This is a genomic window from Paraburkholderia sp. BCC1885 (assembly GCF_900996235.1).
Taxonomy (GTDB): domain Bacteria; phylum Pseudomonadota; class Gammaproteobacteria; order Burkholderiales; family Burkholderiaceae; genus Paraburkholderia.
Genome location: NZ_CAAJGM010000011.1, coordinates 1 through 26967 on the forward strand (window position 1 = coordinate 1; position 26967 = coordinate 26967).

The 26967-nt window shown below is 60.8% G+C and carries 24 protein-coding genes; 16 read left to right on the forward strand and 8 right to left on the reverse strand.

What is annotated here, in order from left to right; genetic code table 11:
* The first annotated feature begins 356 nt into the window (after window positions 1–356).
* Window positions 357–1385: a hypothetical protein gene (locus FQ755_RS00075; protein WP_144150090.1), complete on the forward strand. Its 1029-nt coding sequence runs from the start codon at window positions 357–359 to the stop codon at window positions 1383–1385.
* Between the two features lie 273 nt (window positions 1386–1658).
* On the opposite strand, the gene FQ755_RS00080 is transcribed toward FQ755_RS00075, so the two are convergent.
* Window positions 1659–2246, reverse strand: coding sequence for a hypothetical protein (locus FQ755_RS00080; protein ID WP_144150091.1), 588 nt, complete (start codon window positions 2244–2246; stop codon window positions 1659–1661).
* 23 nt (window positions 2247–2269) lie between these two features.
* Here FQ755_RS00080 and FQ755_RS00085 point away from each other — a divergent pair, with 23 nt between their 5' ends.
* The 5 genes from FQ755_RS00085 (at window position 2270) to FQ755_RS00105 (ending at window position 8273) form a co-directional block, all read left to right on the forward strand.
* Window positions 2270–3007, forward strand: coding sequence for a hypothetical protein (locus tag FQ755_RS00085; RefSeq protein ID WP_144150092.1), 738 nt, complete (start codon window positions 2270–2272; stop codon window positions 3005–3007).
* A gap of 314 nt (window positions 3008–3321) precedes the next feature.
* A complete protein-coding gene (locus FQ755_RS00090; RefSeq protein ID WP_144150093.1) occupies window positions 3322–4260 on the forward strand; it encodes a LysR substrate-binding domain-containing protein in 939 nt (312 codons plus the stop codon).
* A 112-nt stretch (window positions 4261–4372) separates the two neighbouring features.
* Window positions 4373–6118: an L-lactate permease gene (locus FQ755_RS00095; protein ID WP_144150094.1), complete on the forward strand. Its 1746-nt coding sequence runs from the start codon at window positions 4373–4375 to the stop codon at window positions 6116–6118.
* A gap of 50 nt (window positions 6119–6168) precedes the next feature.
* A complete protein-coding gene (locus FQ755_RS00100) occupies window positions 6169–7347 on the forward strand; it encodes a CaiB/BaiF CoA transferase family protein (protein ID WP_144150095.1) in 1179 nt (392 codons plus the stop codon).
* On the forward strand, window positions 7344–8273 hold the full coding sequence (locus FQ755_RS00105; protein ID WP_144150096.1) for an HpcH/HpaI aldolase/citrate lyase family protein: 930 nt from the start codon (window positions 7344–7346) through the stop codon (window positions 8271–8273). The genes FQ755_RS00100 and FQ755_RS00105 overlap by 4 nt, the downstream gene beginning before the upstream one ends.
* A gap of 54 nt (window positions 8274–8327) precedes the next feature.
* Here the strand turns inward: FQ755_RS00105 and FQ755_RS00110 are convergent, their stop codons facing one another.
* On the reverse strand, window positions 8328–9194 hold the full coding sequence (locus FQ755_RS00110; RefSeq protein ID WP_144150097.1) for a hypothetical protein: 867 nt from the start codon (window positions 9192–9194) through the stop codon (window positions 8328–8330).
* Window positions 9195–9552: 358 nt separating this feature from the next.
* Between FQ755_RS00110 and FQ755_RS00115 the strand changes: the two genes are divergently transcribed.
* Entirely contained in the window at window positions 9553–10455 is a 903-nt protein-coding gene (locus FQ755_RS00115; protein WP_144150098.1) for an SDR family oxidoreductase, read from the forward strand.
* A gap of 47 nt (window positions 10456–10502) precedes the next feature.
* On the opposite strand, the gene FQ755_RS00120 is transcribed toward FQ755_RS00115, so the two are convergent.
* Window positions 10503–11753 carry a phosphatidylserine decarboxylase family protein gene (locus FQ755_RS00120; RefSeq protein ID WP_144150277.1) on the reverse strand — a complete coding sequence of 417 codons (1251 nt, stop codon included), beginning with the start codon at window positions 11751–11753 and terminating at the stop codon, window positions 10503–10505.
* Between the two features lie 355 nt (window positions 11754–12108).
* Between FQ755_RS00120 and FQ755_RS00125 the strand changes: the two genes are divergently transcribed.
* Window positions 12109–12276: a hypothetical protein gene (locus FQ755_RS00125; RefSeq protein WP_186308371.1), complete on the forward strand. Its 168-nt coding sequence runs from the start codon at window positions 12109–12111 to the stop codon at window positions 12274–12276.
* 143 nt (window positions 12277–12419) lie between these two features.
* Here the strand turns inward: FQ755_RS00125 and FQ755_RS00130 are convergent, their stop codons facing one another.
* The 3 genes from FQ755_RS00130 to FQ755_RS00140 all read right to left on the reverse strand — a co-directional run bounded on the left by FQ755_RS00130 (window position 12420) and on the right by FQ755_RS00140 (window position 18791).
* Complete coding sequence (locus tag FQ755_RS00130; RefSeq protein ID WP_222105695.1) at window positions 12420–14324, reverse strand: thiamine pyrophosphate-binding protein; 1905 nt, start codon at window positions 14322–14324, stop codon at window positions 12420–12422.
* Window positions 14325–14469: 145 nt separating this feature from the next.
* Window positions 14470–17172 (reverse strand): excinuclease ABC subunit UvrA, encoded by a 2703-nt coding sequence (locus FQ755_RS00135; protein WP_144150100.1) that lies wholly within the window; start codon window positions 17170–17172, stop codon window positions 14470–14472.
* A 161-nt stretch (window positions 17173–17333) separates the two neighbouring features.
* On the reverse strand, window positions 17334–18791 hold the full coding sequence (locus tag FQ755_RS00140) for a DEAD/DEAH box helicase (RefSeq protein ID WP_144150279.1): 1458 nt from the start codon (window positions 18789–18791) through the stop codon (window positions 17334–17336).
* A gap of 461 nt (window positions 18792–19252) precedes the next feature.
* Between FQ755_RS00140 and FQ755_RS00145 the strand changes: the two genes are divergently transcribed.
* Window positions 19253–19639, forward strand: coding sequence for an integrase arm-type DNA-binding domain-containing protein (locus tag FQ755_RS00145; protein ID WP_144150101.1), 387 nt, complete (start codon window positions 19253–19255; stop codon window positions 19637–19639).
* Between the two features lie 259 nt (window positions 19640–19898).
* Window positions 19899–20462 (forward strand): GNAT family N-acetyltransferase, encoded by a 564-nt coding sequence (locus FQ755_RS00150; protein ID WP_144150102.1) that lies wholly within the window; start codon window positions 19899–19901, stop codon window positions 20460–20462.
* 38 nt (window positions 20463–20500) lie between these two features.
* Here the strand turns inward: FQ755_RS00150 and FQ755_RS00155 are convergent, their stop codons facing one another.
* Window positions 20501–21247, reverse strand: coding sequence for a hypothetical protein (locus tag FQ755_RS00155; protein ID WP_144150103.1), 747 nt, complete (start codon window positions 21245–21247; stop codon window positions 20501–20503).
* 507 nt (window positions 21248–21754) lie between these two features.
* Here FQ755_RS00155 and FQ755_RS00160 point away from each other — a divergent pair.
* The 6 genes from FQ755_RS00160 to FQ755_RS00185 all read left to right on the forward strand — a co-directional run bounded on the left by FQ755_RS00160 (window position 21755) and on the right by FQ755_RS00185 (window position 26011).
* Window positions 21755–22087 carry a DUF2282 domain-containing protein gene (locus FQ755_RS00160; RefSeq protein WP_144150104.1) on the forward strand — a complete coding sequence of 111 codons (333 nt, stop codon included), beginning with the start codon at window positions 21755–21757 and terminating at the stop codon, window positions 22085–22087.
* Window positions 22088–22164: 77 nt separating this feature from the next.
* Complete coding sequence (locus FQ755_RS00165) at window positions 22165–23106, forward strand: DUF692 domain-containing protein (RefSeq protein ID WP_144150280.1); 942 nt, start codon at window positions 22165–22167, stop codon at window positions 23104–23106.
* Complete coding sequence (locus tag FQ755_RS00170; RefSeq protein WP_144150105.1) at window positions 23103–24080, forward strand: hypothetical protein; 978 nt, start codon at window positions 23103–23105, stop codon at window positions 24078–24080. Before FQ755_RS00165 ends, FQ755_RS00170 begins: the two co-directional genes overlap by 4 nt.
* Window positions 24052–24966 carry a DNA-binding domain-containing protein gene (locus FQ755_RS00175; RefSeq protein WP_144150106.1) on the forward strand — a complete coding sequence of 305 codons (915 nt, stop codon included), beginning with the start codon at window positions 24052–24054 and terminating at the stop codon, window positions 24964–24966. Before FQ755_RS00170 ends, FQ755_RS00175 begins: the two co-directional genes overlap by 29 nt.
* Entirely contained in the window at window positions 24963–25469 is a 507-nt protein-coding gene (locus FQ755_RS00180) for a DoxX family protein (RefSeq protein WP_144150107.1), read from the forward strand. The genes FQ755_RS00175 and FQ755_RS00180 overlap by 4 nt, the downstream gene beginning before the upstream one ends.
* 101 nt (window positions 25470–25570) lie before the next feature.
* A complete protein-coding gene (locus tag FQ755_RS00185; RefSeq protein ID WP_260858215.1) occupies window positions 25571–26011 on the forward strand; it encodes a DUF3331 domain-containing protein in 441 nt (146 codons plus the stop codon).
* A 13-nt stretch (window positions 26012–26024) separates the two neighbouring features.
* Here the strand turns inward: FQ755_RS00185 and FQ755_RS00190 are convergent, their stop codons facing one another.
* Entirely contained in the window at window positions 26025–26966 is a 942-nt protein-coding gene (locus tag FQ755_RS00190; protein ID WP_144150108.1) for a helix-turn-helix domain-containing protein, read from the reverse strand.
* Between the last annotated feature and the right edge of the window lies 1 nt (window position 26967).

A 26967-nucleotide genomic window follows, 5' to 3' on the forward strand; every position in this document is an offset into this window, starting at 1 on the left:
TGATGCAGCTCCGTTTGAAGAACGAGGCGGATTGCCCCGACCTCCAACATACGGAACTGCGCAGCGGCCCTCTCCGAACCCCGTACGCCGGGTCGGAGCCCCCTACCGCGCGAGCGGTTTCGTTCGTCGACCCTGAGCCGTCATTGGAGCGAGCGCAGCGTCAATGACAGCTATGTAGGGACAACGGCCCTTTCCGTTCGCGCATGCACACGGTCATTGACTGTCTTCGATCCAACAAGGGTACCTGGATCGGCATGAGCGGATCTTAGTTGTCTTGCTGTTCGTGACTGGATATGCTGTGCATCGTTGATACGACAAAGCAGTCTAGGAACGTAACGATAAGTCCAGGGGTAAGAATGTCAGATCTATTGACGACTCCGGAAGCCAAGGAGTGGATAAAGAGTGCGACCGAACGTTACGCAGGTGGCATTTTTGGGCAACTGAAGCCTGCGGTGATCTGGTCAGACGCACGAGGTCCGGACGGAAGACTGCTGGTGGCTGCAGACCCGGCAGTCCTTGCCGGTCGTATCAATTCCATTCCTCACATGGTTCTACACAATCACGATCCTGGAAAACCTAAAGGGAAGATCCTTGAAGCAAAACCGTTCGTGAGCATCAGTGGGGATCGGTTTGTTGTTGCGATTCTAGGGTTCTACGCGGGCGGAGAAGTGCTGGGCTTCGCAGATGTCGGTTTGGACATCAATGAAGAGGGTATTGCGCCGCGACACCTTCAGGCACTTCCGCCGGATGTCCGGATTGAGCTGGCAGTCGATCCGCGCGAAGTTGATGCACTGTGGTTGGACACAGTTGTAAGCTCGGCGCCGGTCAAGCTAAAGCGCACGCACCTTTCGCACAATGCTGCCGAATCCGCATCTGAACTCATCAGGATCGGTCTTCCCTACATCGCCATTCTATGGAACCCGTTCGTCACGTCAATTGCCTCCGAAGCTAGCAAAGCGACCTACACCGCAATCCGCGAGTGGGTCCGTGGTTGTGCCGAGAAGCTAGAGGATCGTCGCGCACCGATTCTTGACATCCACAGTTTCTATGGCGATTGTCAGGTCACTTTTCTCCTGAGGGGAAAAGACGTTGCGCAACACTATGCTGCGCACGACAAGCTTTCAGAGGCCGCGGCGAGGGCGGCTCAGATGGTCGGAAGACTTAAAGACCGCGGGCAGCCAGCGCGGCAGCTCGTATACGAGTTCGATAAAGAGGCGACACTATGGTATCCATCGTACGTGATACTGGATGACGACAGGATAGTGACGGACAGCACGCAACTGATTGCTATCGAATCTCTGCCAAATGGTCTGAGCCTCGGCCTGAGTCAAGACGAGCAACTCGAGCCAATCGCCACGTTGCCTCCGGAGACGGGCGCTACATGAGGCACACGCAACAGCCCTAGTGCACTTCATCATCGTTTACTGATGATTGCCATAACCGCCTGGGCGGCTATGGCATGCTGTATTTTTGTTTTGAGCGCTGATTCTCTAGCGAGTCATTGCGGATTGCGTGGCCATGGCGAAGGCCATAGATCGACCCCGGGACCGGTGGTCTTGAGGTCAACATAGGGACTGCCTTCACTTGGATCGGACCGGAGACTACCATGCCCCAAATGGATCGGACAGTTCCCTACCACGCTGCGCCGCGTAGCTAGCCTAAGCGAGGGGGCTTTCGTTTGCACCAGACGCTACCTCGTCGGCGACGATGCGCAACGCGTGCACGAAGCCGAAGAGCTCTTCGGGATAGTAGCGGAACGTCGCCGATTGGAGAGGCGCCCCTTCGGCAACCCAACGCTCGCCGAGCGCTCGGTAGACTTGCTCGGAAAGGTGCTCGTATTTCTCGTAGGGGTAGCGCAAAGCGATGAAATTCCGGCCCCATTCCGCAAGGACTCCGAGGGCGTCACTGGCGAGCCCTGACGGCCCGATACGCTCGCCTGCAAGCCGCAGGAGCCGTGCTTGCATGGCAACCGGGAGCGCCGAGAATATGACTTCGTAGTGGTGCCCATGCCGCGAGACGGTGCGCAGCGTCGCTTCGTGGACGCACTTCAAGAGCAATTCGAGACCGAGCAAGCGTAAGAGGTAGGCGGAATCGGAAACGCTGCAAAGACGGGCTTCAGGCGCATCGGCATCGGCGATGGCCTCGGTAAGCATGTCGGCTTCGGCGAGCGTATCGGCATCGGCGAGCCGGCGCTCGGCCTCGCGGCGCATCAAGATGAGTTTGTGCCGGTTCAATGCAGTGTTCATGCCGACGATTCTAACAGGGCGGGATGCTGCGACCCTTCACGAGCGGCTTTCAGGCGTCTGCCGCCGGGGGCATTCCCACCGCCTGCCTTGGCTTTCCCTTCCTCTACAATGTCCGCACCGATCACAACCACCGGTGCACCATGAGCGAGCCGACCCCTCCCAGCTATGTGACGATATTGGCCGCAAGCAATTTCGATCCACATGGCCGAGACCGCAATGCAGGGTACTTCTTCAAGCAATCTGCCGAAGACTATGCAGCGGCAAGGTGTTGCTTGTTGAATGGCCTTTTCCCAGGCTTCGTGATGGCAGAACAAGCGGTCGAGAAGCTAATCAAAGGGTTCATCCTGTTCATGGACCCCAGCTTTAAGCCAAAGAAGGGAAAAGGACACAACCTTCCGAGTCTTATAACGGTCATGTGCTCCCATTACGCGCACGTCTCGCTTGCACCCTATGAGAAGACCATTGAGCTTCTGCAGTCAAGCTATGACGGACGGTATCCGGACTCGGAAACAAAGTCGCTGGCCCATATGACTGCGCAACTAAACGATGTGGACGAACTGTACATCTATCTGCTGGACCAGTCTCCGATTACAGGAGACCTTCGATACCAGATTGGGGCGTGGCCTTATTTATATGCCGCCTACCTTGAGATAACGAACATGCCCGATCCGAAGTGGGCGATGTTAAATAATCTCGCCGCGAGGCGCTTGTTAGGGGCGACCTATCCCGGCCAACATTCAACGCTGGAAGGACGTTCATGATAGGGATGTGAGCACATCCCTATAAGCGGTAGCCCTTTGCCGCTCCGTTTCCTGATCAGGTCAAGCTCGCGCCCAAAACAAGCCGCCCGAAGGCGGGTTTGGTGGTGTCACGATTTTGACGGATTTTGGTGGCCAGCGCCCGTGGCCGGAAGTAGAGTGGAGCCGACGTCTGAACGTCCGATCGACGGGATGAGCGAATGACGCTTCATGCCCGCCCTCAGCCGCACAGCTCTCCACGAACTCTCGACTGAAAGTCCACCACCTCCCCCCCTCCGAGCAACACACCCCCGCCCCGCATGCGATAAGCTACGCCTATGGATATCCGTCAGCTCAAGTATTTCGTTTCGATCGTCGACTGTGGAAGCCTATCGAAAGCCGCGGACCAGCTTTGCGTTGCGCAGCCCTCGCTGAGTCAACAGGTGGCGAACCTCGAAGTCGAACTCAAAACGCAGTTGCTGTTGCGCAGTCATCAAGGCGTAAAGCCCACGGAAGCCGGGCGGGCGCTTTATCTGCGCGCCCGTGACGTGTTGCGCCAGGTGGCGCAGATTCCACTTGCCGTGCAGGTAAGCGGCACGGAATCAGGCCAGGTCGCCATCGGCCTGCCGACCAGCGTCGCCGTCGTCTTCGCGCTGCCGTTATACCGCCACGTGCGGCGCCATTTCCCCGGCATCCGTCTACATATCGTCGAAGGCATGAGCGGCTACCTCGCCGAACTGATGGCAAACGGGCGCCTCGACATGGCCATTCTGTTTCGCGACGCCGAAACGCGTGGCGTGTCGGTTCAGCCGCTATTTGAAGAAAATCTGTACGCGTTCGGCGAAATCGACGGCATTCGCGCCGGCGCCGACGTCCCGCTGCGTCGCCTCGCAGGCGTCCCGCTCGTGCTGCCGAGCCCGGCCAACGGACTTCGCCTGCTGATCGAACGCGCCTTCGCGCGCGAAGGCATCGAGCCGGAAGTCGTCGCCGATGTCGATTCGCTCCCCACCATGCTCGCCATCGCTCGCGAGCTGGACGGCGTCACGATCGTCTCGTCGGATGCGTTCGGCAACACCGCCGACCAGCATCTCGTCCACCGTCTCGTCGAACCTGAAATTTCTCGCACCGTCTCGCTCTGCGTGCCAAATGCGCTGCCGACGAGCGCGGCGTCCGTTGCCATCCAGAAGGTTGTCGCGCAACTCGTGGCCGAGCTGGTGGCAAGCGGCATCTGGACAGGCGTGCTGTCCGAACACAACGCGTCCGGCGACCCCATATAGGCGCACCCTATACCAGGTAGCCTCAATTGGTATTTCACGGCGCACCCGCAGACGGTTAGATTGTGGCCTTCGACACGATAAAAGACGCCCGTGAGGCGCCCGAAGGAGACGCATGTACGCCCAGATTTTCGACCCGGTCGCCCACTCGATTGCGGCCTCGGCCGCTTTCGCGGCCCTTCCCCTTCTTACCTTGTTCGTATTGCTCGGGCTGCTGCGTCTGCCTGCGCGCTGGGCGGCGCTGGCGTCGCTTGCCGTATCGATGGCGGTGGCGGCATTCGTCTACGGCATGCCCGGCGGCCAGGTTCTGAGCGGCGCGTTGGAAGGGGCGGCCATCGGCTTCTTCCCGATCATCTGGATCGGCATCAACGCCATCTGGCTCTTCAAGCTCACGCAGGAAAGCGGTCACGCCAGCGTGCTGCGGCAAGCGCTTGCCAATGTAAGCGCCGACCAGCGCGTGCAAGCCGTGTTGATCGCGTTCTGCTTCGGCGCGCTGCTCGAAGCGCTCGCGGGCGGCGGCGCGCCCGTCGCGATCTGCGCGGTGCTGCTCATCTCACTCGGCGTCGATCCACTCAAGTCCGCGACCATCTGCCTGATCGCCGATACGAGTCCCGTCGCGTTCGGGGCGCTCGGCCTGCCTATCACCGTGCTGGCAAAAATCACGCGCTTACCTGTGCACGACATCAGCGTGATGGTCGGACGCCAGGCGCCGCTGCTTTCCCTGTTTATTCCGCTGATGCTCGTGTTTATCCACGACGGACGACGCGGTCTGAAAGAAGTGTGGCCGCTCGCGGTCATCGCGGGGGTGGCGTTTGCCTTCGCGCAGTTTGCCGGCTCGATGATGCTGCCCGTCGAACTCGTCGATATTGTGGCTGCGCTCTTCTGTGCCGGTGTCTCGATCATCTTTCTGCGCGTGTGGTCGCCGGCGTTTCTGCGCGGCGACCTGAAGGCGCCCGATACTGCTGTGGCTGCACGTGGCGGCTATTCGATACAACCGCGCGCAGGTATGCAAGGCGCAGTGCTGGCGATGCCGATGACGGCCGGCGATCCGCCGTTCGACCGCACCCGCGACAAGGTGAGCACAGCAGGCGGCGCGGCAGAGCCGACCACCATGCGCCACTCGCGCGCCGATATCCTTCGTGCGTTGGCGCCGTATGTTGCCGTCATCGTCGTCGTGGCGGCCACGCAGATCGGTTTCATCGGGCATGCAATGGGTGCCCTGACGTCGTCGTTTGCATGGCCGGGACTGCACGTCGTCGATCCGCACGGCGCAGCCGTTTCGGCCGTCAATGCAAAGTTCGAATGGGTGCTGTCCGCAGGGTCGATCGTGTTGATCGCGGGCATTTTCTCCGTGCCGATTCTCGGGCTCGACGCCCGGGTCGCCACACGCACTTATCTGAAGAATCTGCATGAACTGCGTTGGGCCGTGTTCACCGTGTGCTGCGTGGTCGGCGTCGCTTACATCATGAATCTCTCGGGCCAGATCGTCACACTCGGCATCTGGGCCGCGCAGGCTGGTGCCGCGTTTGCACCGGTATCGCCGATCCTCGGCTGGTTCGCCACCGCCCTCACCGGTTCGGACACGTCGGCCAACGCGCTATTCGGCATGCTGCAACTCACTACCGCGCATCACACAGGTCTCTCGGACATCCTGCTCGCGGCCGCCAACACCTCCGGCGGGGTGGTCGGCAAGGCGATCTCGCCGCAGAACCTGGCGGTCGGCGCGGTCGCGGTCGGCATGATGGGCCGCGAAGGCGTGCTGTTCCGGCGCGTCGCGAGCTGGACCATCCTGATGATCGCCGCGCTCAGCCTGCTCGTGTGGGCGCAGTCCACGCCGCTGCTCGGCTGGATGGTGCCGTAACCCGCGATACAGGCACGCATCATGGAATTCAAGCAAGGACCATCGACGTTATGAAAGACACTACGCTTCCGTTATCCGACATCACCGTCGTCTCGATCGAACAGGCCATTGCCGCGCCGCTCGCGAGCCGCCATCTCGCCGACTGGGGCGCGCGCGTCATCAAGATCGAACGTCCCGGCACAGGCGATTTCGCACGCGGTTACGACACCGCCATGGATGGTCTGTCGAGTCAGTTCGTCTGGACCAACCGCTCGAAAGAAAGCCTCGCACTCGATATCAAGGAGGAGCATGGTCAGGAGACGCTCGAGCAGTTGCTCGAACGCGCCGACGTCTTCATCCAGAACCTCGCGCCAGGTGCCGCACAACGTCAGGGGCTCGACGCGAGGTCCCTCGTCGAGCGCTTTCCCCGGCTCGTTGCCTGCGATATCTCCGGGTACGGCAGCGGCGGTCCTTATAGCAACAAGAAAGCCTACGACCTGCTGGTGCAATGCGAGAGCGGCTTTCTGTCGATCAACGGCACGCCGGAAACGCCCTCGAAATCCGGACTGGCGATCGCCGATATCGCGACGGGCATGTATGCGCTCAACGGCATCCTGATGGGTCTGCATCAGCGGGCACGAACGGGGCGCGGCATGGCGTTCGAAGTTTCGCTGTTCGACGCGATGACCGAATGGATGAGCTACCCCGCGTATTACACGCGCGGGCGCGGCGAGCCGATTCCCCGCAGCGGAGCCCGCCACGCGACGATCGCACCATACGGACCGTTCGCCACCGGCGACGGCAAGACGGTGTTTTTCGGCATCCAGAACGAGCGCGAATGGCGCAGCTTTTGCACGGTGGTGCTCGGCGACGCGCAGATCGCGGACGATGCGCGCTACGTGACCAACTCGCTGCGGCTGGCGAATCGCGATGCACTTGAATGCGCGATCACGGAGCGATTCGCGTCGTGGAGCAGCGACGAAGTCCTCGCCCGGCTCGATCGTGCGGCCATTGCAAACGGCAAAATGAACGATGTCGATGCGCTGCTGGAGCATCCCCAGATTGTCGAGCGCAATCGTTCCCGTAGCGTCGAAACGGAGCGCGGCGCTCAGGACATGTTTTTGCCGGCGGTGACAATCGCGGGCGTCGAACCGGTTATGGGTCCCGTTCCCGCCGTAGGCCAGCATACGCAGGCCATTCTCGCCGAACTCGCGGAAGAGCGCGCCGTCCATCAGCGGAGCAATGCATGAACGTTCCGCGCGCAACCCGCACCGTGCTCGCCGTGCCGGGACACCGGGAAAAAATGCTGCAATCGGCTGCAGCGAGCCCAGCCGATGCCGTCTTTATCGATCTCGAAGACGCCGTGCCGCCCGAGAAAAAAAGCGCCGCGCTCGCGAGTGCGGTCAAGGCGCTCAACGAACTGGACTGGGGCGATAAATGGGTGTCGGTCCGCATCAATTCAGACAGCAATGGCGTGGCCACAGGCGAGGTTGAAACGCTCGCACGCGACGCCCCGCGCCTGAATGCACTACTCGTACCGAAAGTCGAATCGGTCCAGACAGTGCACGACGTTGCGCATCTGCTTGGCGCCCGTCCATCGGCGTTATCGCCGCTCAAGATCGAGGCGCTCATCGAAACCGCGCTCGGCATTGTCAACGTGGACGCTATTGCGGCCTCGAGCGATCAACTCGTTGCGCTGCATTTCGGCGTCGGAGATTTTTCCGCCTCCATCGGCGCCCGCAATGTCGACATTGGCGGCACCCATCCGGGATACGCACTCACGCTGCGCAATGACGCCGGTAATTACGCGACCACACCGCTCGACCTGTGGACGTATCCGATGATGCGCATTCTGGTGGCCGCGCGCGCTTTCGGCTTGCGAGCCATCGACGGCCCGTGCGGCGCTTTTCGCGATCCCGTTCTGACGCGTTCGTGGGCGCTGAAGGCCGCGGCAATGGGTTTTGACGGCAAGCAGGTGATCCATCCGGACCAGATCGAGCCTACACGGACAGCATTCTCGCCGACACCGGCTGAAGTCGACGACGCCCGACGCACCGTCGATGCGCTCGCGGCCGCGCAGGAAGCAGGACTTGCCGCCGTCTCTCTGGACGGCAAGCTCGTCGACTTCGCGAATGTACGGATGGCCGAGCGCATTCTGGCGATGGCGTCTGCCTGATGGATGCGAAGGCCGCGCTCTTTTGCCCGCTACGGTCTCATGCAAATACCACGGTCATTCCACCTTCGGCATGATCATCTGGTAATTCGAATACGAATTTGCAGTGAACTTATCCATGAAAGCGGTCGGGCTCAGTTTCGGCTGCGGGTCATCTGCAAGCAGTTTGTTCCAGTGACTCTTGTTTTGCCCTGGGTACGAATTGATGAAATGCCAATCACCCGCCGTATCTTTTCTGAACGCGACCCAGTGCGCATTTTCGTTATTTCCCGATATGCCGATCATGACGCGATCGACTGAGGATTCATGCTTGGCCAAAGTGTCCTTCAACTCGTTTGCATTGCCTGTTTTGTGCTCGTGCGCATCGCCCATGGCCTGTGCCAGAGGCGGCCCATCGGCGCCGCCTTGGGCGATATCGTTAGCGGAGAACACGCCTGGCCCCAACGTGTCGTTGAGTTTTTCTGCTACTTTTCCTGCATCCATTCCGGGTTTGCCAAGATACGCGTTAGCCGCGTGAATGCCGCACGAGCCGGAATTCGTGCGTTGAACCTCGTGATAGAAGAGCGAACCGCTCGCCACCGGCCCGGTTGTCTGTTGATCGCTGATGTGACCGGCCAGGTAATTTTCTGCCGTTACGGGCTTCAGCGATTGAGTCGATTTGTCGATGACCGACTGAAACCCCTTGATCTTGTCCGATGACAGCTTGCCCGACGCCGCCTGAGGCGACTTGAAGCTGGCGGCCGGCTTGGTCCCGCTCTTGAAGGATTTCAGGCCGTCGAATGCAGCATTCGCGCTTGCAGTCGAGGTTGGCAGCGAGCTCTTTTTTCCCTGCGCCTTTCCAGGCAGGGACGAGGCGTTCAGGTCTGCCGTCGACGTAAAAGATGTTTTGGCTGACCCGCCCATGCCGGAAACTGTATTGCCCATATACCCTCCATTGTCGGGGCCGCATCAACTCAGCGTATGGCCTTAGCGTACCGCGCCGGTATCTCGCTCGATCCGCCTGTCCGAAACTGTGACCGCTAAAACGAACTGGGGCGAAATCGGGCAATGGGCGCGCCGGACCGGATCACTGCTGCAGTTGCAGGCGACGCGCATCTGGAACGACGCCGGGCTTCACGGCGCCCGACCCGATATCAGCCAGCCAGCAGCGACCGCTCACCCTCCCCTTCCCGACGGCAGTGCTGGTTGAGCAACAGCCATCCTGTCTCTACACGCCCGGGCATACCCCTTGCGCCGCCGCAAACACACACTTTGTCTTTCCCGCTTAGCCAAGGAGCTCCCCATGTCCAGCAGCCCAAACCAGTTCGCCATGCAAGACCCGACGACGCAATACCCGCAGCCCGATTTTGAACGGCAGCCGCAGTCCGCACCGGGCTTGGCCAAACAGATGATTCCACAGCCCGATCATGGCGAGTCCAGCTACAAAGGCTTCGGGCGCCTGGCCGGACGACGGGCGCTGATCACGGGCGCGGACAGCGGCATTGGCCGAGCCGTGGCCATCGCGTTTGCGCGCGAGGGTGCAGACGTTGCGTTGAACTATCTGGAAAGCGAAGAGGCCGATGCCCGCGAAGTCGTCAAATTGATCGAGCAAGCGGGATGCAAGGCAGTCGCCCTGCCCGGTGACATTTCCGAGGAAACGTTTTGCACGCGCCTGATCGACGATTCGATCGAGAAGCTCGGCGGCATCGATATTCTCGTCAACGTCGCCGGCAAGCAGACGTATGTCGAAGAGATTGCCGACCTGAGCAGCACGCAAATCGAAGAGACATTTCGCACCAACGTGTTCGCGCTGTTCTGGCTTTGCAAGGCAGCCCTGCCGCATCTGCCGCGCGGCGCTTCGATCATCAATACGACGTCCATCCAGAGCTATCAGCCGAGCCCCGGTCTGCTCGACTATGCCGCCACCAAGGCCGCCATCACCGCTTTTACTCACGCGTTAGCAAAGCAGGTGATTGGCAAGGGCGTGCGCGTCAATGCGGTCGCACCGGGCCCAGTTTGGACGCCGTTGCAACCGAGCGGCGGACAACCACAGGAAAAAGTCGAGAAATTCGGCTCCGAAGTGCCGATTAAGCGACCCGCACAGCCCGCTGAACTCGCGCCTGTGTACGTGCTGCTGGCATCGCAGGAATCTAGTTTCGTGACGGGTGAAGTGTACGGAGTCACGGGCGGCAACCATCTGCCGTGAGCGCGTAAAACAAGCACGCCGGGGAGCCAGCGCCGCCGGCGCTGCTGCTACCTCGCTATCGCAATACGCGCATTCACCTTGAGCGGCGCTGCATTATCGTCAAACGGCGGTTGCGGGACGAAACTGCGAATCACGTCCCGCTCGAACACCAGGCAGCACGTCGAACCGCCGTACTGGAAGAAGCCCAGTTCATCGCCCTTTCTGACTCTCTGCCCGGGAAGTGCATCGATCATGCACGACGACACATCCGCCATACCGACGAACACGCATCCCACCTTGCCGATAGCCGGATCGTCGGACTCGATCACCACCACGGCTCTCGCGGCTACCGCCGTGATGTAACCCTGCGAGTCGTTGAGACCGCCCGGATCCTCGCCTTCCGCGTCCGCCTCGGAATAATAGGTTCCGTCAACTGCATAGGCATCCAGAATAATTCCGCTCACCGGTGCATGCCAGCGGTGATAGTTGAACGCGCTAAGAAAGGCCTGATAAACAGAGCCGCCAACAAAGGCTTGCGCCAGATCGGCATGTTTCGCCGTGAACATGTCGCATAGCGAGTACGGTTGCGACTTGATCCAGAACGTGTCGTCGAGCTTCACATCGTGCTGGATATTGTATGGGGCGGCCTCGCAGGCGCTGACGATAACCTTGCTGTTTTCGGGTTCGTCAACCGGACGCATACCTTCGCGAAACTGGCGCGTGAAAAACTGGTTCCACGATGCAAAGCCCCAATGGGGCCTCGCCGGATCGCAAACGAATTGCAACAGACCTATGCGTGCATCGGCCTCTGCAGAAAACCAGCCGTCCGGTGACGAAGTATCGAGGTGTCCACGGGAATGCGGGCCGTCCAGAAATCCGCTCCAGCAATTCAGGACGCGTTTGATCTGCGCGTTAAGCGCCGGGTCCCGAAACAGCGCATAACCTGAAGGCATGCACATCGGCCAGTCCAGCACTGCATTCAAGGGACAATGAATCAGGCCGGTTTCGCTGAACGGCGGCGCGTAGGTCATCAGGTAGTCGATAATCGACATCAGTTCGTCGATCGATGCATAGCCCAGAATATGCCCTTCCTCATGCGACTGTGCGATGGCTCGCGTCATGTCCATTCTCAGAACGGCATCACCATTCACCAGGGCGGCCAATTCCTGGACCACGCTGTTGCGGAGTGTGGCAGTACCTCGGTCGCGCGCCCTCGCGGCCAGCGCGAGACGGTATTGCACCAAATGCTCTTCGTTACGCGGAAGCCAGTCTCCCAGGCGGCGCCTTTCTCCGCGCGGATTCACTATATGCTCTGTCATGCGACGCTCCCTCCCAGGTTGCTCTGATTCACGAGATGAGTCATGAGACGCGCTGGCGCTCATCTATCGTTTCGCTATGCGCGATATCGAGCAACCGGCGTGCCTGCAAGGACATTGCTCCGTGAGCGGACGATTCCATGATGGAAGAACATCACGATCCATACACTCCGATTCTTGCTTCGTAAATCCAGCGCGGGCGAACGCCATCCGTTCCTTGCGATTTAGTTCCGCAGGATCCATAACCCGGTCAATTTAAGAGGCAGCAAGATTCGGAGTTTCACACGGCGCCATCACGAACATGATTCGTATCAGAGCCCAACCAATCTGATAAGGATCACTGAAAATGGACAACTTGATGAGCCGAACGCTGTATCACCCCGCCATCGCACATCCGGTCATCTACCTGACTGAGACCATGTCGCGTGTCGACTGGAGTATCGGCGCCGCGATGGTCGTACTTCTCGGCGCCGCGGCAATTCAACTGCTGCGCTCCCTTGTGCGAAACGGCGCGCCCGTTCGATAAAACCGCGCGCGTATTCGTCATGAGAGTGCGGCGGGAAACGACGATCAAGATATGTCGCGCAAAGAACTTCGCATTGGCGCGGGTCGGACGCGCCACGGCTTGACTCGATTCGTCTGCGAAGGCCGGAGCACGTTCATATTTCGCTATGCCTTGAGCTGGCCCGGAGTTGTTATAGGCTCAGCCGGATCGACGTGCACTTCGAGTAGTGCGGGTCCATGCGAGTTGAGCATCGACGCAAGCGCCGGCCTCAACTCGTGAGGCTGCGTGCAGCGCGCCCCCGTCGCACCGCATGCCACGGCGACCTGCGCGAAATCTATCCCGCCAAGTTCGCAACCGTAAGGCGTATTGCCCAGTTCGCGCTGCTCGAATACGACCTCGGCCAGCATGTCGTTGCGCATCACGATGACTTTCACCGGCAACTGGTTTTTGACCGCCGTCGAAAGCTCGGCCATCAACATTGCAAAGCCGCCATCGCCCACAATCGCGACGACCTGACGGCCCGGATTGGCCAATTGAGCCGCGATTGCATACGAGAGCCCCGGCGCCATGGTCGCGAGCATGCCGGTAGCAATCAGTTGCTGATCCCGGCGCAAAGTCAGAAAACGCGCCGAGAAATGCGTGTTGGCGCCGCAGTCGAGACAGACGATCGCGTCAGGAGCCAGTGCATCGCTCACGGCGCGGATCACGCTCTGCGGCCTCAACGGCGTCCGTTCAGTCGCGGCCACCCTATCGAGCAAGGCATTCCACTCTCTGACCCTTGCCTGGCTTTCGCGCAGAAACGCGTCGTCCTTCTGGCGCAGCAAGGGCAACAGCGCGCGCAGCGTTTCCTTCGTGTCGCCCACCAGCCCCACTTCCACCGGATACCGCAAGCCAATCCGCTCAGCCTTGATATCCAGCTGAACGCCGCGCGCGGCGCCAGGGCGTGGGTAAGAATCCACCCATGGCATCGTCGAACCGATAATCAGCACGGTGTCACAGCGGTGCATCGCTTCCTCGGAAGGCACGGTTCCCAGATGCCCAATCCCGCCCGTTGAAAACGGTGAATCGTCCGGTAGCGCGGTGCGGCCAAGCAGCGCCTTGGCGACCGGCGCATTGAGCCGGGCGGCGAGTTGTTCGAGTTCCGGCGTGGCGCCGAGCGCGCCTTGTCCGGCCAGGATAGCGACGCGATTGCCCGCGTTAATCAAACTGGCCGCCGCCGCCAAATCGGCGGAAGAAGGCGTCGGGGCGGGCCGGCTCCACGCGCTCGACGTGCGCAAGCCGTGGTTCTCCATCGACGCCTTGTCGTCGGCAAGACGCAGCGCCTGGGTGTCCTTCGACACGGTCAGGTGGGCGACCCCGCGAGCGCCCAACGCACTGCGGCAGGCAATGTCGGTCACGACAAGCGCGTGGCGTGGACCTGTGACAACCATGTTGTAAAGCGCGACATCCTGCATCAAGGCGGACGTGTCCACGCTCTGCTGAAAACGCGTCCCGAGCAGATCGTGAAACGTCAATCCGGTAATGGCGAGTACCGGCGCGCCGTCGAAATGCGCGTCGTACAGGCCGTTCATCAGATGCACCGCGCCCGGGCCGGTGGTGGCGAGGCAGACGCCGAGACGCCCTGTCGCCTTGGCCCAACCGGAGGCCATGAACGCAGCGGCTTCTTCGTGCCGCACGCCAATGAAGCGAATCTTGTCCTGCTGCTCGCGCAGCGCTTCGATAATCGGATTGATGCCGTCGCCCACCATGCCGAAGACGTGATCGACGTCCCACGCCAGCAAGGTCTGGACGATCACGTCCGCGGTCGTAGCGTCGGCGGCGGCGTCGAATTGCGGCTGGTGCCCCCTGTTGACCGGCTGACCGGACGGCACCGTGCCGGTTTGCGCCGCCGCAATGCGGGTGGACAGGAGGCCTGCCCCGCCAGCCGCCGCGGCCTTGAGCATCGACCGGCGCCCCGGCGAACGCGGTGCATCCTTGCCCGGATCAGGCTGATCCGCGCTTGCAGAGGATGGCTCGCCGGCGTGCGTTGCGCGATTCGTTTCGGCTTCGGAGGAAGGGATTGAGGTCATCACATAGCTCCCGATTGCATTTCAACGTGCAGCCGCGCGATGTCGCGGGCGGGTCGGCGCAAAACGCATGGACAGGCGACGACTCTCATCACCAGCAAGGTTCGATCCCACTCACGGTCCAGCGCGACGCCATGTGGCCACCGGATCAATCGGCCATCGCGTGACGCAGATAGCTCGCGGTACGACTGTGCGCGGCGCGCGCTACGGTCTCCGGCACGCCGCTCACGACGATCCGGCCACCCTCCTCTCCCGCGCCAGGACCCACGTCGACGATCCAGTCGCTTTGCGCGGCGACACGCATATCGTGCTCGACCAGCACCACGGTATTGCCCCCATCGACGAGTCCATGCAGATGCACCATCAGACGATCGGTGTCGGCGGGATGCAGACCGGTGGTCGGCTCGTCGAGGATGTACAGCGTGTCGCCGCGTTGCGCGCGCTGCAGTTCGGTCGCGAGTTTGATGCGCTGCGCCTCGCCGCCGGATAGCTCGGTCGCCGGCTGTCCGAGCCGCAGATAGCCGAGGCCAATATCGCGGAGCACGCTCAGCGAGCGCATCACCTGCGCCTCGTCGGCGAAGAAGCTGCATGCGGTATCCACGGTCATCGCCAGCACCTCGGCGATGTTGCGCTCGCGCCAGCGGATCTCGAGCGTCTGCGGGTTGTAGCGGCTGCCGTGACAGGTCGAGCAAGGCGCATAGACGCTCGGAAGGAACAGCAGCTCGACCATTATGAAGCCCTCGCCCTCGCACGTCGGACAGCGTCCCTGTGCGACGTTGAACGAGAACCGGCCGGCGCTGTAACGACGCTTGCGTGCCGCAGGCGTCGCGGCGAACAGCTTGCGCACAGCGTCGAACAGGCCGCAATAGGTCGCCAGATTCGAGCGGGGCGTGCGGCCAATCGGTTTCTGGTCGACGCGCACGAGACGCTTGATGCTGTCCATGCCGGCGGTGATCCGGCCGTCGGTCGTGACGGGCGGCGCCGCAAACAGCGGGTCGACTTCGTCGTCCTCGGCAAGATCGGCTGCGCGGCCGAGATGCTCGGCCACGAGTTCCGTCAGCGCCTGGCTCACGAGGCTGGACTTGCCGGATCCCGAGATGCCCGTCACCGCGGTCAGACAACCCAGCGGAAAATCCGCCGCCAGCTGGTGCAGATTATTGCGGGTCACGCCTTCGAGCCGCAGCCAGCCGCGAGGCTCGCGCCGCGCACGGGCCGCAGCCTCGCGCGCCTGAGTCTCCGGCTCGTCCTGTGCAAACAGGTAGCGGCGCGTGTGCGAGCTTTCGACATCCGCAAGACCAGCGGGCGGTCCGCTGTAGATCACCCGTCCACCCGCCTCGCCGGCATCCGGGCCCACGTCGACGAGCCAGTCGGCGCGCTGCATCACGCCAATGTCATGCTCTACCACGAACAGCGAATTGCCCGCGGCCTTCAGGCGCTGCAATGCTTCGAGCAACGCGTCGCCATCCGCCGGATGCAGGCCGGCCGACGGCTCGTCCAGCACATAGACCACGCCGAACAGTTGCGACGACAACTGGGTGGCGAGCCGCAGCCGTTGCAGTTCCCCCGAGGACAGCGTCGGCGTGGCGCGATCCAGCGCAAGATAGCCGAGGCCGAGATCGATCAGGGTTTTCAGACGTTCGAGCAGTTCGATCGCGAGCCGCTGCGCGGCCACGCGCTTTTCATCCGACAGGTTGGGCGTCCGGCGCACATCAGGGGCGGCCTGGTGGGCCTGTCCGCCGGCCGCAACACGTTTGGCGGTTGCGTTGCGCCGGCTATCGCTGTCGAGGGTCGAGCCATCAGGCGAGGCACTGGAGGACGGCCACTCGCCGCGCGAGACAGGTTCGAGCAACGCGGCCAGCCGCGCTATGGGCAGTTGCGACAGTTCGCCGACATCCATGCCGGCGAACGTCACCGAAAGCGCCTCCGCCTTCAGACGCTTGCCGTGACACGACGGACATTCGCCGCCGATCATGAACTGCGACACGCGTTTCTTCATCAACGCGCTCTGCGTATTGGCGAAGGTATGCAACACGTAGCGGCGCGCGCCGGTGAAGGTGCCCTGATAGCTGGGTTCCGCCTTGCGCTTGAGGGCGGCGCGCGTTTCCTTCGGCGTAAAGCCCGCGTAGACCGGCACCGTGGGTTGCTCGTCGGTGAACAGGATCCAGTCGCGGTCTTTCTTCGGCAGATCGCGCCACGGCGTGTCGACGTCGTAACCGAGCGTGACGAGGATGTCGCGCAGATTCTGGCCGTGCCATGCGGGCGGCCATGCGGCGATTGCGCGCTCGCGGATCGTCAGCGAATCGTCGGGCACCAGCGAGCGCTCGGTCACGCTATATACGCGCCCGAGCCCGTGGCAGGTCGGACAGGCGCCCTGCACGGTGTTCGGCGAGAAGTCCTCCGCATACAGCATGGGCTGCTTCGGCGGATAGCTGCCCGTCCGCGAATACATCATGCGCACGAGGCTTGAGAGCGTCGTCACGCTGCCCACCGACGAACGCGCGCTCGGCGTGCCGCGCTGCTGCTGCAAGGCGACCGCCGGCGGCAGGCCCTCGATCGCATCGACGTCGGGCGCGCCGACCTGCTCGATCAGGCGCCGCGCGTAGGGCGCAACCGACTCGAAATAGCGCCGCTGCGCTTCCGCGTACAGCGTGCCGAACGCGAGCGACGACTTGCCGGAACCGGACACGCCGGTGAACACCACCAGCGCATCGCGGGGGATGTCGACGTCGACGTTCTTCAGGTTGTGCTCGCGCGCGCCGCGAACCTGGACGAAGCCGCGCGGCGTGAAGGCGGCGGGCTCGGGGTGATCGACGGAATGTCTGGCAGTGGCGGACCGGGAGGGCTTGGTCATGGCGGCAGGGATAGCTTCTCGGGGTGACGGTCTTGCATGCGGACGCAAACAACGTGCCGACGGGTCCAGCCGCACCGGACGAGCTTGCGATCGGGCCGCTCCCAGCCAGCGGGCCGCAACGCGCCAGCCTGCCCCGGCGCCGGCGCGATTCGTCCCACGGATCAGGGTTGGCGTTTGCCGCGGCCACCCGCGGGTTTGCCAGCCGGCTTACGTGAACCCGCAGTTGGCTGGCTGGCAGGCTTGCTGGCGGGTTTGCTGCGTGGCCTTTGCGCGCTGAATGGATTACCGCTGGGCGAGCCGGCGCCTTTACCCACGGCCACAGCGCGCTGCGCCGCAGGCTTGCGTTTGTTCTCGCCACTTTGCGGGCGCGGTTTTTTGCCGGGCACTTGCGAGGCACCCGGCGCAACGTTCGGCGCTTTGGGCTTCTTGGGCTTTTTGGGTTTCTTGATGATTTCGCCTGTCGCGCTGGTTTGCGGCACGCGGTGCTCCGCTTCAAAACCCGGCTCTTCTTCACGGCGTAGCGTTTGGCGAATCAGCGCTTCAATCGCAGCCAGTTGCGGTGCTTCATCGGCGCACACCAACGACACCGCCACGCCGCTCGCGCCCGCGCGGCCGGTACGGCCAATACGGTGCACATAATCTTGCGCCACGATCGGCAGATCGACATTGATCACCAGCGGCAGGTCGTCGATATCCAGGCCGCGCGCGGCCACGTCGGTGGCCACCAGCATCTGGACTTCGCCCGACTTGAAGCGCTCCAGCGCGCGCAGGCGCGCGGGTTGCGGCTTGTCGCCGTGGATGGTGTCGACCGCATAACCGGCATCATCCAGCATGGCGGCCAGATAATCGACGCCATTACGGGTTTTGACGAACACCAGCGCGTGCTCCCATTGGTTTTCGGCCACAAGGTGCATGAAGAGGTCGGGTTTGTTCTTTTTATCCACCGGCACCACCCACTGCTTGATATTGCTGGCGGTGGCGTTGGGCGGGCTGACGCTGATATTGACCGGACTGCGCAGAATGCCAGCCGCCATGGCGCGGATATCGTCGGAAAACGTGGCGGAGAACAACAGGGTTTGGCGCTGAACGGGCAACGCGGCAAAGACGGCGTCGAGTTCGCGCGCGAAGCCCAGATCCAGCATGCGGTCGGCCTCATCCAGCACCAGCGTTTGTACCTGATCGAACTGCACGGCGTTCTGCCGATGGAGATCCAGCAGACGGCCAGGCGTGGCAACGAGCACATCCACACCTTTGCGCAACGCCATCATTTGCGGGTTGATACTCACACCGCCGTAGGCCGCCAGGAATCGTAAGTCGAGGCCCCTGCCGTAATCGATAAAACTTTGCAGCACCTGTTCGGCCAACTCACGCGTGGGCACCAGCAACAGAACACGCGCGCGGTTACTGGACACCGCCGGGCCGTGCTGTACCAACCGCTGCAACAGCGGCAGCGCAAAACCGGCCGTTTTGCCGGTGCCGGTCTGTGCCGCAGCCATGACGTCCTTGCCACTGAGCACAGCAGGAATGGCCTTGGCCTGCACCGGCGTAGGTGTCTGGTAATTGAGGTCTTGCAAATTACGCAGCAAGGGATCGATCAGGCCAAGCGAGGCGAAAGACATTAGCGAATTCCGGGCTAAAGGGGCAATTCTAGCGGTTGCCGGTTGATAGCGGCGCGAGCGCCGGCGGCGATTGTATCGATAGCAAATGCGCCGGTGGTCGTGCAACCCTGCTATGCGCTCAGCGGCGTCGCTACCCATGGCCCGAAATAAGGGCAAGGTCCTGCCAGGACATCCGTGATCGGATCTGTCGTGGTAAGGAAATCTTCGTTTCCGGCTGGGGACGAATGAGTTCTGTTGAGCCTGGGCGGGCAATCGCTGCCGTGCGAATCCGGTGACGCATTTCAGGGTACAGCGGCCACTCGCTGGACAATTTGCGTGTAGCAATGGACGCGATAGCGCTGGAAGACGTACGCGCGATAGAGTTGCACCTAAGTTACAAAACTGTAAATCGATAGGATAATTCCCCTCCTGACGGCTTGCGATTAATCCGAGTTTCTTGTGTAACAAGGAGATTTTCGTTTATGGCAGAGCGAAAACGCGGAACGATTCTCTATTCCGATTCGGACATTTACGACTGGTTGGCCGATCAGAAAGGGGTTAATCACCTTCTCGACACGTTCGGTCTGGAGTTTGAGCGGCGAATCCTGCTGGGCGACCGAGCAACTGCGCGGATGTCTATTTCTTATGTCTCTCCGCACACAGAGGGCAGGTGGGCTGGTAAGGAGCGGCGCTATAGCTGTGGAACGTTTCCGACTGACTCGATCGAAGGTGCGCATCGCCAGATTGAAAATATGGACGCGCTGCTGGCGAAGGGCATCGACCCGAACGATGAGCGGGATGGGGGCCGTCCGAGAGTGGGCGACGGAATGGGTCCAGAGGGGAAGAACGGCAGAGGCTCTGGTGAATGATATCGTCCGGGACGTACGACCGCTTGCTGTTGTGGACGGTCATGTGAACGTCCGGACGCCGCATCCGAGGGAGGTCGCGTCCTGGCCGGTCGGTGCCTCGTGCGAATCGCAGGGGCTCCGCGAATCTCCTCCGGTGCGATCGACAGTGCGACCCGCGAGGGACACTCGCCTTTCTCTAAAGCGGACTTTCGCAGTGGGGTCGTGGCACACGCAACATTTGGATCGATAAAATAGCAAAATCGCAAACACGCTCCCAAACATGATTTCGATTCTCGATCACAACACGGCCTATACCTCTGCATCGCTGGAAACCGACCGCTTATTTCTGGCCGTGCCAACCCTCGATGACTTCGATGAGATGCATGCGATGTGGTCGGACGCGAATGTGGTTGGCCCAATCATCGGCCGTCCACTTACGGAAGAGGAAGTTTGGGCCCGCTTACACCGAATAGTCGGACACTGGGCACTCATGTGGTTCGGACCTTGGATTGTTCGGGAAAAGCATGGTGGGAAATTTTCGGGCGAGCTCGGTTTTTTCAAATTCAAACGCAAACTCGGCCCCGAGTTTGACGATGCGCACGAGATTGGCTGGATGTTTACCCCGGACTCACAGGGAAAAGGGTATGCAACCGAAGCAGCGAAAGCTGGTTTGAGTTGGCTGGATCGGGACGGCCAATGTAGAGATACCGTGTGCCTCATCCCACCTGAGAACGTTGCATCACTCGCTCTGGCAAACAAGCTCTCGTACGCCATCACAAACGAAATTACTTACCGAGGCAAGGCAATGCTCCTCCTGCGTCGAGGAGCTAGACAAAGTAGATAGGAACTTCCGCAGCGGACCCCTTTTCCGTGGTTCGCTTTTCACAAAGCGGACATCCAGCGGTCCCGCTCTATCCCGTAGAAACAGTAAAACTGCTCAATTGATGCTTCGACCGCGAGCGCTTGAAGCGGGAAGCAGCTCGCCGGGTCTTGAATATTTTTTGTATTCGACAGTCCCCGTATGAAGTCTTCGACAATGCCAGTCCTGACGAAGCCGTTACGATCCAGAAATTGCCCCCACAGAGGCATGTGGCGAAACCTCGACTCCGCAATCTTGGCGCTCGAAACGTATCCGTCTGGAAAGCACCGTTGATAGGCCCTTAAGTTGTACAGCCACGAAGTTCCGGCAATGCGTGTTGCTTCTTGCTGGTTGCGCCCGATGTGATCGAAAAGCGAGCGGAGTTCAGCAAGCCGTACAGGCAGACGTTCGATACTCAACGGGGAAACCGTGCTCGGCTCTGCATTTTGGAAGTGAATGCGCACGAGTCGCGCATCCTGCATAACGTATGAGAAGCAACCGAACGTTGCGACAGGGGGCCGTGTCTGATCGGCTTCAATGCGCTTGAGATAGAAGCGATACGTCCAGTCGCAAATGTCGACCGCGTGGATCAACCCGTCTGCGTAGCACCGCCAAGTCGCATGGCCCCGGTCGAAGGCGCGACCAAGCCCGAAGCGGATGTAGATATTCGTATAGTCGAGCAATGCCTGCTCGATCCTCGTACCAGTCAAAGCGACGATCGCCTGTGCAAAGCGGATTTGCAGGTCGAAAAATTCCTTGCTGTATCGCATCTAGGGCCCTCCAAACGCAAGGATGGTCAATGATCCACACCTCCGTGTCGACCGACCGCTCATGGCCGGTCACTTCCTCATGCGGCCGGCATGAAAACGCCAGATCACCTTGGGGTATCGACCGACAGTACGCGACCCTGAACAGCCATCGGCACTAGCAACGTGCCGACAGCCGCTTTCAAGTGACAAACGGTCATCCGCGGCCCACTGGCGCCAGCACATGTTCGGCCAATCCCGCAATTGGAATTCATCCAACCAACGCCAACCCTAAATTCTGCTGGCGAAATACGATGAGTAGCCATGTCAATCGCAATCCGATACCAAATGGCACAAGACCGTGCAATCTTCAACCGACTCCGATTCCGTATGCTGGGTGTGCTGTGACCACCGTCGCCGCATGCCAGGGCAGCGCCGGGCGAGACCGCTTGTCCATACCCTGCACACGGGTATTCGCCTGACCGCCAGGGCCTCAGGAACGCTGCTCTCTCTTAACGTTGGAGAAACCGTATGGCCGATTACAAAATCAACACTCTCGTCGTTGGTGCATTTGCCACCGCCCTGGCCGCAATTTCGGCCACACCTGCGAGTGCGCAGGAGTTCACCGAAGCACAGAAGAAAATTCAGGCCGAGCATACCGCGCTGGTGAAATCCGGCAAGGTCGAGCCGTGTTTCGGCACGGCATTGAAAGGGCAGAACGACTGCTATGCGGGTGCAGGCACCACCTGCGCCGGCACCAGCACGACCGACTATCAGGGCAACGCCTTCAGGCTGGTCACCAAGGGAACCTGCACCACCATTTCCACGCCGAACGGACCCGGCAGCCTGACGCCCAAGGCCTGAGCCCGATCAGTGACCGATCCGCGGCCGGGCACACTTCGAGCCCGGCCCCGCAGTTCCAATTGCAACAACGGCTGGCCATGTCAGAGTCAATACCCCTCGATGCCCCACGCCGCGTGCCTCCACGCGCCGGCGTGGGACTTAAGGCCGAGCATTACCGCACGATCCTCGAATCGCGGCCGGACGTCGGTTTCTTCGAGGTTCATGCTGAAAACTATATGGGAGCGGGCGGCCCACCGCACCGTTATCTGTCGGCCATACGCGAGAGCTATCCTTTGTCGGTTCATGGTGTCGGCCTGTCGATCGGTGCGGACCGTCCGCTCGACAGGGATCATCTTCTCAGGCTGAAAGCACTCATCTCTCGCTATGCCCCGGGTCTGGTTTCCGAGCATCTCGCCTGGTCCAGCCATGACTGCGGCTTTCTCAACGACCTGCTGCCGATTCCCTACACTGCGGAAAGTCTGGCTCGTGTCGTAGAGCACATCGACCACGTGCAAGAGGTACTCGGCCGACAAATACTGCTGGAAAATCCCTCTACCTACCTCGCGTTCGAAGAAAGTACCTATACGGAACCCGATTTCATCGCCACCGTCGCGCAGCGAACGGGGTGCGGCCTTTTGCTGGACGTCAATAACGTGTACGTCGCCTCGATCAATCAGCAGTGGGACCCTTTTTCGTATATCGATGCGTACCCGCTCGCAGCCGTGCAACAGATCCATCTGGCTGGCCACGCGCAGGAGATGGACGAAAAAAGGCGTCCTCTTCTCATCGACACTCACGACCGTTACGTCTCAGACGTCGTATGGGGCCTCTTCGAACAAACGATTCGCAGAACGGGACCGATACCCACATTGATCGAATGGGACTCGAACATACCCGATTGGGCAACGCTTCAGGCAGAAGCAGCGCAAGCTGAAAGCTTCATTCATGCAGCCACGCAACCTGCAGCTATCCCGCACATAAGCACGCAGTGTCAGGTAACCATCACGCAGCATCAGTTCACACAGGTACAGACAACATGATCAAGCGGAAAGTCCTTGTCTATTACGCGTGGAGTCGGCCAGGCGAAAACGGCGCGCCCCTCCACGTGATCGAAGATCGATTTCCGGCGCTGTTCGAAAGTCGCAGGATGGGGTTCCCGAGATTCCACGAATTCTCGGACCCGCGTCAATTCGACCAGAGCGTCGCGGGTTTCCTCGACCATATTATGAAGCGCAACTTCACCGCCTTCGTCGATCTGGCAGCAGCGCTGACGGGCCAGAGCGTGACGGAGATCGAGCGCGTGACGGACGACGGAACGCTCACGCCGCTCGATGCGCGCCTTCTCAACGGCGTCGACACGCTGATCGTCATCAGTTTCGACTCGCTCAGGACGGTTCAAACGGCGGAAAGCGGCGAAATCGAAGCACTTCGGACGTTCCTCGAACGGCCCGACCATCTCGCGTTCGTCTGCCCGCATCACGACATTGGCGATGTCGCGCACCTCCCTGACGACGAGCAGCTACAACGTCAGATTGCGGAATTCCACCACCACGGCGACAAAACCATTCCACCCCGGCAACGGTTCGGCGGCTTTGCACGCTCGTTGCTCGCGGGTCTTGGCGTGCCGGTGGAGAACCGCTTTGGACTCAGGCCGGCGGCCGAAGCAGACGGATCCCCCGCGCCGATTGAGGCCGATACGGCGCTTGATCGATTAGGTCTGCTTCAGAGGGTCGGCACTTTCAATCTACACCCTCATCTGCCGCAACTCGAGCGTCTCGGCGAGGCTATCGAGAAACTTGACGTTCTGGTCCGTCAGCGAATCGATCGCACCGCTCCACCGCATCCGTTTGCCAACGATCACGCAACATTCGATGCCCTCCTGCAGTCTCGACCCGACACTTTCGCCGGTAGCCTGCTCGTTAGCGATACGACGCTCTGGAGTTCGACTGCCGGGGGTGTCGACAGTCTTCGCGAGTTGTGGGCGAATGTCGTCCAACGTCCGCACCGGTCGTGAAAGCGCAATGGCACTTCAAAGACCAAATCCGGTGTTCTCCGGACAGTTGGGCGGCAGAGCCGGCAGCGTGAGCGCGCGCTCCACTTGCCTGCGGGAAAGCCAGAAGAACTTCGCGGCGGCGCTGCTGGATCCCAACATGCCTGTCCCTCGTGGCCTCGTCGGCCCCGATCGCGAGCCGAGCGAGACACGCTTCAATGTCTACCGGAACAATGTCGTCGCCGGCCTCGTCGAGACGCTGAAGGCTGCTTTTCCTGCCGCATGCCGCATCGTAGGCGATGAATTTTTCGCGGGGATGGCTCGTCTGTACGTCGCGCTCGAACCGCCGAAGTCACCCACGATGTTTAATTATGGTGCAACGTTTCCGTACTTCATTGAATCGTTTGAGCCAGCGAAGAGCGTGCCATATCTGGGTGACGTGGCCCGGCTCGAGCGCGCGTGGGTCGAGGCATATCATGCCGCGGAGGCGGCGCCGACCGACCCGGCCACGCTCGCCTCGATCGAGCCGGGCAGCCTTCCGCGAGTTCGTTTTACGCTGCATCCTTCGGTTCGCGTCATACGTTCTTCTTTTCCTGCCGTGTGCATATGGCAGATGAATATTGACGGGGGTGTCCCTGCCGCGGTCGACATCTTTGGCGGGGGAGAGAATGCGCTCGTTATACGGCCCGTCGCCGAGGTCGAGGTTCGCCGGGTGCCCGCCGGCGCAGCAGCGTTCATCCAGGGCCTCGTGGCTGGGGCGTCGGTTGCCGGGGCGGCAATGCTCGCATTCGACGAAAGCCCTGACTTCCAGCTTGCCGATGCGCTTGGAGAACTGTTTGCAATCAATGCGATCGTCGAATGGACCCTACAGGACGATTCCGATTTCACGCCAATTGCGGGGTATCTATGAGCCAGTCCAGCGCGCAGGCGAGAGGCCGTTTCGCACTGCTGATTTGCACGGTCGTGGAGCGGATCCAGTCGCTCGGATGGGTTCTCGCCCCGCCAATGATGCGGATTGCCCTTGCGCTTCCGTTCTTTCGTTCCGGTCTGACCCGATGGGACGGCTTCCTGTCCATTTCGCCGGCAACGCTCTACCTGTTCGAGAATCAGTTCAAGCTTCACATCTTCGGCGGGGCCTACGGTTTTCCCGCGCCTGACATGGTCGCACTTGTCGTTGCAATAGCAGAAGTTACGCTCCCGGTTTTGCTTGTACTGGGAATCGCGACCCGATTCGTGGCGCTCGCTCTCCTGATCATGACGGGAGTCATTCAACTGGTTTTCCCTGACGGCTGGGCGAATTTCCATCTCTATTGGGCATCGCTCGCCGTCGGGATCATGGCACTGGGCGCTGGGCCGCTATCGCTAGATCGGGTGATAACCGGCTGGCTATGTCCACGAGAATTTCGAAGATAGCATCAACACATTGCACCTGACGCTTTCGAGGCATTGATTCAGTCTGATGACAATCAGTTATCCTTATTTTTTTGACTTTAGAAATTTTTCAGAGAAAGGCAATGGACACCCCGGAAACCGTCGATGCGTGGAAGCACACTCTCGACTTGCTGATGCTGATGCAGTTGTCAAAGCGGTCCGGTGCTGCTGGCGAGGAAGCGCACAAGCGGTGCAAGCATCCCGCACTCGCCACCTTTGGCGCGCGATACGCTCGGCTTGGCCGGGTGGTCCATGTCCACGTCGTGGAGAAATATTCCAGTTCGACAATAGCTGTCTGCTGGCGCGACGCCACGTCCGGGTGCTACGTTGAACAACTTTGGAAGGCGGTTACAGCGCGCTCCGGTTCGACCTGCGCATTGAGCGGCTTGCAGATTCGCCGGGGCGACGCGGTCTTCCGGCCGTCGACACGCGGCTACAAACCAGCCAATAACGACTCCATGATTCTCGCTTGCGCGGTGGAAGCGAGAACGCGGGACGATGAAACCGATGTGCTCACCTGGTAGGCGAAGTAATCGCCTAAGTGAGGCTTCCGCCCTTCAATGCACTTCGCCGGCCGTGCCGGCGCGCGAACGCGGCAGGCGTGCACCCAACGTGACGGTGAAAACGCCTCGTAAAGTGACTTTGATCGGCAAAACCCGTTATCAGTGCAATTTCGGAAAGTGGAATGGCTGTTTCCTGGATTAGAGATTGAGCGCGACGAATCCGGCATTGCTCGACAAAGCCGATCGCGGTCATCCCCGTGCTTCGCTTGAACAGACGGGTAAAGTGAAAACGGCTGACATTCACGATGCCGGCCAGTTCAGCAAGCCCTATGGGCCTGTCCAGATTGTCTTCGATGTATTCGGTCAGGCGAGCCACCTCGACTTTGCTCAGTGCCGACACCGCTTGTGGCACAACAGGGTCAAAGCCGTTGTAACTGCGCAGCAGATGCGCGGCCAATGCGAAGGACATCTGATCGACGATCAGCGTTTGCGTGGGGTGCGGCTTGCGATCGAGTTCACCGATCAGGACTTGCGCGACGTTCTCGATGACGGGGTCTCGCGTCTCGAACACATTCCGGATCTCGATCTGCGAAGTGCTGCGTTGTCCTATTTGCTCGACAGCGGAATCGATAAGAGCGGTGGGAATGCGCAACCTCGCTGTCGCCGATGCACTCCCTTCCCAAAGCGAGTCGTACCCGGCCGGCATGAGCATTGAAACGCCTGTGGAGATAAGACTTTCGTGAACAATCCCATCCCGGCCCTGAACGAGGCGAGCGCTACCCGAGGGGCAATAGCAGATCAGATGATGATCGAGCGGAGGATATCTCTCGGATACATTGGGCAGCGGCGCGTACATGTCTACCGTAACGCCTGGCCATTCACGCTCACGGGTCGTCGCGGTAGGACGATGCGACAAGACACCCAGGATTTCATCGATAGTGACAGGCTTGTCGGCAGTTTGATAAATCGTGGACATG